Origin of the sequence: Protofrankia sp. CiP1_Cm_nod1 (genome assembly GCF_920888515.1) — a bacterium.
In the GTDB taxonomy this organism is placed as follows: domain Bacteria; phylum Actinomycetota; class Actinomycetes; order Frankiales; family Frankiaceae; genus Protofrankia.
In genome coordinates this window covers 1-8783 of the sequence record NZ_CAKKTM010000443.1, presented here as the reverse complement: position 1 = coordinate 8783, position 8783 = coordinate 1, and the positions used below count along the sequence as shown (strand labels likewise).

Here is an 8783-nt window from a genome sequence, read left to right as displayed (position 1 = left end):
CCGCCAGCACCGTCGGCGTGGCCGGCACGGCCAGTACAACCGGCGCAGCCGGTACAACTGGCACAACTGGCACGGCCGGCACGGCCGGTACGGCCGGCGCAGCCGGTACGGCCCAGGCCGGCTCCGGCTGGGCCCGCAACCGAGGCCTGCGTGTCATCGGCGGCGGGCTGCGGCTCGAGCTGCCCTGGCCGGAGCTGGCGAACTGGCCGGACTACGGCCTGGTCCGGCCCCGTCTCGACTTCGACGAGCTGCTCGCCCGGCACGCCGAGAAGGCCGGCGCCCAGCTACGGGAGGAGACCACCGTCACCGGCCCGATCCGCGACGAGCGCACCGGACGGGTCGTCGGGGTGAAGGCCAGGGCGTCGCGCGGTGGGCAGCCGCTGGCCTTCCGCGCCCCACTGGTGATCGCCGCGGACGGGAACAGCGCGCGGATGGCGCTGTCGCTGGACATCCGCCGCCGGGAGGATCGTCCGCTGGGGGTGGCAGTGCGCCAGTACTACCGCAGCCCCCGCACCCATGACGACTACCTGGAGTCCCACCTGGAGCTGTGGGAGGGCAGGCCGGGCGCGTCCCGGCTGCTGCCCGGCTACGGATGGATCTTCGGGGTGGGCGACGGGACGAGCAACGTCGGGCTCGGCATGCTCAACACCAGCAGCGCCTTCCAGCACACGGACTACCGGGACCTGCTACGGCGGTGGCTCGACGCGCTGCCGCCGCAGTGGGGTTTCACCGCGGAGAACGCGGTCGGGCCGGTCCGCGGCGGCGCCCTGCCGATGGCCTTCAACCGGGCGCCGCACTACCGCGACGGCCTGCTGCTGGTCGGGGACGCCGGCGGGACGGTCAACCCGTTCAACGGCGAGGGGATCGCCTACGCGATGGAGTCCGGACGGCTCGCGGCCGAAGTGGCCGTCCAGGCGCTGGCCCGCTCGCGGGGGCCGGCCCGGGAACGGGCGCTGCAGGCGTACCCGGACGTTCTCCGGCAACGCTACGGCGGCTACTACACACTCGGGCGGGTGTTCGTCGAACTGATCGGGAACCCGTCCGTCATGCGGATACTGACCCGCTACGGGCTGCCGCGACCGACGCTCATGCGCTTCACCCTGAAGCTGCTGGCGAATCTCACCGACCCGCGAGGGGGTGATGCGCTGGACCGCCTGATCAACGCTATGTCCCGGCTCGCGCCCGCGACCTGAAGCGGTCTTCGGTGGATGGTGGCGGCACCGGCGGAACGCAGGCCCCGGTCTTCCGGCGCACGGCCCGCGCCCGGTGAGCCAGCCGGCGGACGCCTCGACAGCATCGGTTTGTGGTCAGACATGCGGCGGGTGTGCATGGACGCCCACTCGTCCCGGGGGCCAACGGCAGCCCGATCATGCTTTTTCCGCCCGCCGGATCGCCGCCGGGAAACCGGTCCGCGCGTCTGGGGCGGGCGTCGCGTAGGCTCCCTGGCGGCACCCGGCCACCGGAGTCGGGACAGCCGGTGACCGTGATCGGTGTCGGCGCCATGAGCCGGCCGTCCTCGCCGCGCCAGCCGCGCCAGCCGTGTCCCGGCGGCCGGTCGTGTCCCGGCGGCCGGCGGTGAGCCCGCGGCCGCGAACCGGGACAGCGAGCCGGGAACCGCCAACCGAGAACTGCCAACCGAGAACCGCCAACCGAAAACCGCCACGTCCCGCATCGGACCTGTAGAGAGGAGCTCGGCATGCTGTCGAACTACGTGCCGATCCTCGTGCTTTTAGTGATCGCGTCGGCGTTCGCGATCGGATCTGTGATCACGGGCGCGCTGGTCGGCCCGAAGAGGTACAACCGTGCCAAGCTCGACGCGTACGAGTGCGGAATCGAACCGCCGCGCGAGCCGGTTGGCCCACATCGTTTTCCGGTGAAGTTCTACCTGACGGCGATGCTGTTCATCGTCTTCGACATCGAGATCATCTTCCTCTATCCGTGGGCGGTCGCGTTCGGCGCACTGGGGACCTTCGGGCTCGTCGAGATGGTGCTGTTCATCGCGACCGTTTTCGTCGCCTACGCCTACGTGTGGCGGCGGGGAGGCCTGGAATGGGACTAGAAGAGAAGCTGCCCGGCGGCCTGCTGCTCACCACCGTCGAGAAGATGGCCAACTGGTCACGGCGGTCCTCCCTGTGGCCGGCCACGTTCGGCCTGGCCTGCTGCGCGATCGAGATGATGTCGACCGGCGCCGGCCGCTACGACCTCGCCCGGTTCGGGATGGAGGTGTTCCGGGCCAGCCCCCGGCAGGCCGATCTCATGATTGTCGCGGGCCGGGTGAGCCAGAAGATGGCCCCGGTGCTGCGCCAGATCTACGACCAGATGCCCGAGCCCAAGTGGGTGCTGTCCATGGGCGTCTGCGCGAGCAGCGGCGGGATGTTCAACAACTACGCCATCGTGCAGGGCGTTGACCACATCGTCCCGGTGGACATGTACCTGCCGGGCTGCCCGCCGCGGCCGGAGATGCTCATGGACGCGATCCTGAAGCTGCACGAGAAGATCCTGGCCGGCACGGTCACCGGCAAGGTCGCCTACACGAAGGTGGGCGAGTCGCCCTACCCGAAGCCGATCGAGGTGGCCACGGCGCGCGCGGGCCTGCCGGCCGGCGCTGTCGACACCAGCACGCTGTCGGTCAACGACCGCAAGCGGTTCCGCCTGCCGGCGGGTGCCCCGGCGCCGGCCGGGGCCGGCGTGGTCGAGCCGTCCCTCGACGACCGGCGGCCGGCCGCCGTCCCCCCGGGCTCGGTCTTCGGCCGGGCCAAGCGCCTGCCGTCGGCCGGTGGGCCGACCGGATCAGCCGGGCCAGCCGGGCCAGCCGGGCCAGCCGGCCGGCGCGCCGGGGACGACGATTCCACCGGTGAGGCGGCGTCATGAGCGAGCTCGTACCGGCGGCCGGCGCGGCGTCGGGCAAGGGCGGGCCGCGCCGGCAGGACGCCTTCGGCGCCGCCGGCTCCGGTGACACCTCCGGCTTCGGCGGCCTGGTCCGCAACCCGCCGGCGCTCACCTCGAGCTCTCGGCCGTTCGCCGACGCCGACGCCGACGCCGTCTACGACGCCCTCGAGCGTGCCTTCCCGCAGCTCACCGACGCGCTCGAACGGGTGGTCGTCGACCGCGGGGAGCTGACCCTGCACGTCCGGCGCGACCATCTGCCCGCGGTCGCCCAGACCCTGCGGGACGACCCGCAGCTGCGCTTCGAGCTGCTCTCCAGCGTCTCCGGCGCGGACTATCCCGAGGACCCGACCGGACGCCGGCTGCACGCCGTCTACCACCTGACGTCGATGACCTGGCGCCGCCGCGTCCGGCTGGAGGTCTCGGTGGCCGACGACGACCCGGCCGTCCCCAGCGTCATGGATGTCTGGCCGACCGCGGACTGGCACGAGCGGGAGGCCTACGACCTGTTCGGCATCGTCTTCTCCGGCCGGGACGGCCTGGAGCGGATCATGATGCCGGACGACTGGGTCGGCCACCCGCAGCGCAAGGACTACCCGCTCGGCGGCGTGCCGGTCGACTACAAGGGCGCCCAGGTACCGGCCCCGGACAGCCGCCGGAGCTATTCATGACCAGCCTGTCCGGTACAGCCGGTACGAGTGCGCTGTCCGGCATGAGCGCCGTGGCCGGTGGCCCGCGGCGGCGTTCCACCCCGTGTCGTCTTTGTCTACGAGGTTCGTTATGACCCACACGTTCGACACGTCAGCCGCGTTCACCGCCGCGGCCGGCCCCACCACATCCGCCGGACCGCCCGTCGACGCTCCCGGACAGAACAACGCTCCTGAGTACGACGACGCTCCCGGATACGGCGACGCCTACGAGGCCGGCTTCACCGAGTCGGCGGGGGAGCGGGTCTACACTGTCACCGGCGGTGACTGGGAGCAGGTGATCGGCGGCGAGGACTACTCCGAGCGCCTCACCGTCAACATGGGCCCCCAGCACCCGTCCACGCACGGGGTGCTGCGGCTCGTCCTGGAGATCGAGGGCGAGACGGTCACCCGGACCCAGGTCGTCATCGGCTACCTGCACACCGGGATCGAGAAGAGCTGCGAGTTCCGCACCTGGACGCAGGCGGTCACCTTCCTCACCCGCGCCGACTACCTCGCGCCGCTGTTCAACGAGACGGCCTACTGCCTGGCGGTGGAGAAGCTGCTCGGCATCACCGACGAGGTCCCCGAGCGGGCCACGGTCATCCGGGTGCTGGTGATGGAGCTGCAGCGGATCGCCTCGCACCTGGTGTGGCTGGCCACCGGCGCCATGGAGATCGGGGCCACCACCGGGATGATCTTCGGCTTCCGGGAGCGGGAGAAGATCCTCGATCTCCTGGAGGCGATCACCGGGCTGCGGATGAACCACGCCTACGTCCGTCCCGGCGGGCTGGCCCAGGACCTTCCGGACGACGTCATCCGCGACATCCAGGCGTTCCTCGTCGACATGCCCAAACGGATCAAGGAGTATCACGCCCTGCTGTCGGGGCAGCCGATCTGGAAGGGCCGCATGGTCGATGTCAACTACATCGACGCGGCCAGCTGCATCGCGCTCGGCGTGACCGGCCCGGTGCTGCGTGCCGCCGGGCTGGAGTGGGACCTGCGCAAGACCATCCCGTACTGCGGCTACGAGACCTACGAGTTCGAGGTCCCCACCTCGCTGGACGGCGACTCCTACGCCCGCTACCTGGTGCGGCTGGCGGAGATGGGCGAGTCATTGAAGATCGTTGAGCAGTGCCTGGACCGGCTGAAGCCCGGCCCGGTGATGGTCGCGGACAAGAAGATCGCCTGGCCGGCCCAGCTGTCGATCGGCAGCGACGGGATGGGCAACTCCCTCGACCACATCCGTACGATCATGGGCACCTCGATGGAGGCCCTGATCCATCACTTCAAGCTGGTCACCGAGGGCTTCCGGGTGCCGGCCGGGCAGGTGTACACGGCCGTGGAGTCGCCCCGCGGCGAGCTGGGCTACCACGTGGTCAGCGACGGCGGCACCAGGCCGTACCGCGTCCACGTCCGGGAACCAAGCTTCGTCAACCTGCAGGCGGTCCCGGCGATGACCGAAGGCGGGCAGGTCGCGGACGTGATCGTCGGCGTGGCCTCCGTCGACCCAGTCCTGGGGGGAGTTGACCGGTAGTGCCGCTCACCGAAGAAACCCGCGCCGCGGCAGCGGACATCATCGCACAGTACCCGGCCGGGCACTCCCGGTCGGCACTGCTGCCCCTGCTGCACCTCGTGCAGGCCGAGGACGGCTGCGTCACCGCCGAGGGGGTGGAGTTCTGCGCCTCCGCGCTCGGCATCACCCATGCCGAGGTCAGCGCGGTCGCCACCTTCTACACGATGTACAAGCGCCGGCCCGTCGGCGACTGGCTGGTGTCGGTGTGCACCAACCTCTCCTGCGCGCTGCTCGGCGGCGAGGAGGTCTACGCCCGCCTCTCGCGGGAGCTCGGGGTCGGGCACGACCAGACCACCGCGGACGGCACGATCACCCTCGAGCACGCCGAGTGCCTGGCCGCGTGCGACTACGCGCCGGTGCTGACCGTCAACTACGAGTTCTTCGACCAGGTCGACCCGCAGTCCGCGAGCGAGATCGTGGAGGCGCTGCGCCGCGGCGAGCGGCCGGCCCCGACCCGGGGCGCGCCGCTGTGCACGTTCGCCGAGGCGTCCCGGCAGCTCGCCGGCCTCCCCGACCCGAGGCCCGAGGCGGCCGCCGGCCCGGGCGTGGGTGACCCGTCCATCGCCGGGCTGCTGGTCACGGACACCGCCGACGCCACGGTCGCCGGCCCGGCCGGCGGCGCCCCGGCCAACGGCGCCCCGGCCAGGAGCACTCCCGCCAAGGCCGCTCCCGCCAAGGCCGCTCCCGCCAAGGCCGCTCCCGCCAAGGCCGCTCCCGCCAAGGCCGCTCCCGCCAAGGCCACTCCCGCCAAGGCCGCGCGGACCGACGATTCGACGAAGGGGAGCTGACCATGCCGGTTACCCCGGTCCTCACCGGACGCTGGAACACCCCCGGCTCCTGGACACTGGCCGTCTACGAGAGCACCGACGGCTACCAGGCGCTGCGGCAGGCCCTGGAGCTGGGCCCGGACGACATCATCAAGATTGTCAAGGACTCCGGGCTGCGCGGCCGCGGCGGTGCCGGCTTCCCCACCGGGATGAAGTGGAGCTTCATCCCGCAGGGCGACGACAAGCCGCACTACCTGGTGATCAACGCGGACGAGGGCGAGCCCGGCACCTGCAAGGACGCGCCACTGATGATGGCCGACCCGCACTCGCTGGTGGAGGGCATCATCATCGCCTCCTACGCGGTGCGGGCCCACCGCGCCTTCATCTACCTGCGCGGGGAGCTGGTGCACTGCGGGCGCCGGCTGCGCGCCGCGGTCGCCGAGGCGTACCAGGCCGGCTACCTCGGCCGTGACATCCTCGGCAGCGGCTTCGACCTGGACCTGGTCGTCCACTCCGGGGCCGGCGCCTACATCTGCGGCGAGGAGACCGCGCTGCTGGACTCGCTGGAGGGCCGCCGCGGCCAGCCCCGGCTGCGCCCGCCGTTCCCGGCGACCCACGGGCTGTACGCGTCCCCGACCGTGGTCAACAACGTGGAGACCATCGCCACCGTGCCGTTCATCATCCGGCGCGGGGTGGAGTGGTTCCGCTCGATGGGCCGGGAGCGCTCGCCGGGGCCGAAGATCTACAGCCTGTCCGGGCACGTGACCCGCCCGGGCCAGTACGAGGCGCCGATGGGGACCACCCTCGCCGAGCTGCTGGATCTCGCCGGCGGCATCCGCGGCGGCCGGCGGCTGAAGGCGTGGACGCCCGGCGGCTCCTCGACGCCGATGCTCACCGCGGACCATCTCGACGTCCCGCTGGACTTCGAGGGGGTCGCCGAGGCTGGCTCCCTGCTCGGCACCGCCGCCATCATGCTCATGGATGAGACCGTGGACATGCTCAAGGTCGTCCGGCGGCTCACCCAGTTCTACGCGCACGAGTCCTGCGGCAAATGCACGCCCTGCCGCGAGGGCACCACCTGGATGGTCCAGATCCTCTCCCGGCTCGAACGCGGTGACGGCGACGCCGAGGACGTCGACACCCTTGTCGACGCCTGCGACAACATCTTCGGCCGGGCCTTCTGCGCGCTCGCCGACGGCGCCACCTCACCGATCGTCTCCGGGATCAAGTTCTTCCGGGACGAGTTCGTCCCGGCCACCCCCACCGACCGCGTCGCCGGCACGCCGGACGCCTTCGCGGGAGCTCACTGATCACTATGACAACCGTGTCGAAGAGCAGCGCCTCGCAGCCCCCGGCCGAGCCCGCGCCGCCGGATCTCGTCACCCTGACCATCGACGGCATCGCGGTCAGCGTCCCGAAGGGGACACTGATCATCCGGGCCGCCGAGCTGCTCGGGATCGAGATCCCGCGGTTCTGCGACCATCCGCTGCTCGACCCCGTCGGCGCCTGCCGGCAGTGCATCGTCGAGGTCGAGGGCCAGCGCAAGCCGGTCGCCTCCTGCACGACCACGGTCGCGGCCGACATGGTCGTGCGCACCCAGCTCACCTCGCCGGTGGCGCAGAAGGCGCAGGCGGGGACGCTGGAGTTCCTGCTGCTCAACCATCCGCTGGACTGCCCGGTCTGCGACAAGGGCGGCGAGTGCCCGCTGCAGAACCAGTCGATGGCCAACGGTGGCGCCGTCTCACGGTTCCGGGAGGCCAAGCGGACCTACCCGAAGCCTGTCGCCATCTCCAGCGAGATCCTGCTCGACCGGGAGCGCTGCGTGCTGTGCGCGCGCTGCACCCGGTTCTCCGCGCAGATCGCCGGCGACCCCTTCATCGAACTGTTCGAGCGGGGCGCCAACGAGCAGGTCTCGATCAGCGAGGACGAGCCGTTCCAGTCCTACTTCTCCGGCAACACCGTGCAGATCTGCCCGGTGGGCGCGCTGACCAGCGCGGCCTACCGGTTCCGGGCCCGGCCGTTCGACCTGGTGTCCACCCCGACCGCGTGTGAGCACTGCGCGGCCGGCTGCGCGCTGCGCACCGACCACCGCCGCGGCAAGGTCCGGCGCCGGCTCGCCGCCGACGACCCGGCCGTCAACGAGGAGTGGAACTGCGACAAGGGCCGGTTCGCCTTCACCTACGCCGACGGCGCCGACCGGCTGCGCACCCCGCTGGTCCGTGACGACGCCACCGGGGAGCTGGTCGAGGCGTCGTGGAGCGAGGCGCTGGCCTTCGCCGCCCGCGGGCTGGCCGAATGCCGGGACCGCCACGGCGTCGGCGTGCTCGCCGGCGGCAGGCTCACCCGTGAGGACGCCTACGCCTACGCCAAGTTCGCCCGCGTCGCCCTGCGCACCAACGACGTGGACTTCCGGGCCCGGCCGCACTCGGCCGAGGAGGAGGCGTTCCTCGCCCACGCGGTCGCCGGCACCGGCATCGGGGTCACCCACGCCGGTCTGGAAGCCGCGCCCGGCGTCCTGCTGGTCGCGCTCGAGCCCGAGGAGGAGGCGCCGACGATCTTCCTGCGGCTGCGCAAGGCCGCGCAGAAGCAGACCACGGCGATCTTCTCGCTGGCCCCGCTGGCCACCCGCGGGCTGTCGAAGATCTCCGGGACGCTGCTGCCGGTCGTCCCCGGAGCCGAAGCCGCCGCCCTGGCCGCCCTGGCCGGGCCGGTCAACAGGATTCAGGACGGGACCCAGTCCGCGGCGGCCGCCGCGCTGCGCGCCGACGGGGCGGTGATCCTGGTGGGGGAGCGCGCCGCGCAGGCCCCCGGGACGCTGACCGCGGCGCTGCGGCTGGCCGAGGCGACCGGCGCGCGGCTGGCCTGGGT

The 8783-nt window shown here is 72.0% G+C and carries 8 protein-coding genes; all 8 read left to right on the top strand.

Going from position 1 to position 8783, the window contains the following annotated elements; all coding sequences use genetic code 11:
• The coding region (locus tag NBX02_RS20155) for a geranylgeranyl reductase family protein (RefSeq protein WP_250292561.1) at positions 1–1193 on the top strand (1193 nt) is incomplete at its 5' end.
• A 506-nt stretch (positions 1194–1699) separates the two neighbouring features.
• Positions 1700–2059: an NADH-quinone oxidoreductase subunit A gene (locus tag NBX02_RS20150; protein WP_043607163.1), complete on the top strand. Its 360-nt coding sequence runs from the start codon at positions 1700–1702 to the stop codon at positions 2057–2059.
• Complete coding sequence (locus NBX02_RS23405; RefSeq protein ID WP_445548545.1) at positions 2050–2871, top strand: NuoB/complex I 20 kDa subunit family protein; 822 nt, start codon at positions 2050–2052, stop codon at positions 2869–2871. The genes NBX02_RS20150 and NBX02_RS23405 overlap by 10 nt, the downstream gene beginning before the upstream one ends.
• Positions 2868–3557 carry an NADH-quinone oxidoreductase subunit C gene (locus tag NBX02_RS20140; protein WP_250286189.1) on the top strand — a complete coding sequence of 230 codons (690 nt, stop codon included), beginning with the start codon at positions 2868–2870 and terminating at the stop codon, positions 3555–3557. Before NBX02_RS23405 ends, NBX02_RS20140 begins: the two co-directional genes overlap by 4 nt.
• 109 nt (positions 3558–3666) lie before the next feature.
• Positions 3667–5109 carry an NADH-quinone oxidoreductase subunit D gene (locus NBX02_RS20135; RefSeq protein WP_250286187.1) on the top strand — a complete coding sequence of 481 codons (1443 nt, stop codon included), beginning with the start codon at positions 3667–3669 and terminating at the stop codon, positions 5107–5109.
• Complete coding sequence (gene nuoE, locus NBX02_RS20130; protein ID WP_250292559.1) at positions 5109–5936, top strand: NADH-quinone oxidoreductase subunit NuoE; 828 nt, start codon at positions 5109–5111, stop codon at positions 5934–5936. The genes NBX02_RS20135 and nuoE overlap by 1 nt, the downstream gene beginning before the upstream one ends.
• 2 nt (positions 5937–5938) lie before the next feature.
• Positions 5939–7225 (top strand): NADH-quinone oxidoreductase subunit NuoF, encoded by a 1287-nt coding sequence (gene nuoF / locus NBX02_RS20125; RefSeq protein ID WP_250287492.1) that lies wholly within the window; start codon positions 5939–5941, stop codon positions 7223–7225.
• 5 nt (positions 7226–7230) lie between these two features.
• Positions 7231–8783 (top strand): NADH-quinone oxidoreductase subunit G (locus tag NBX02_RS20120; protein WP_250292557.1); only part of this gene is annotated, 1553 nt, incomplete at its 3' end.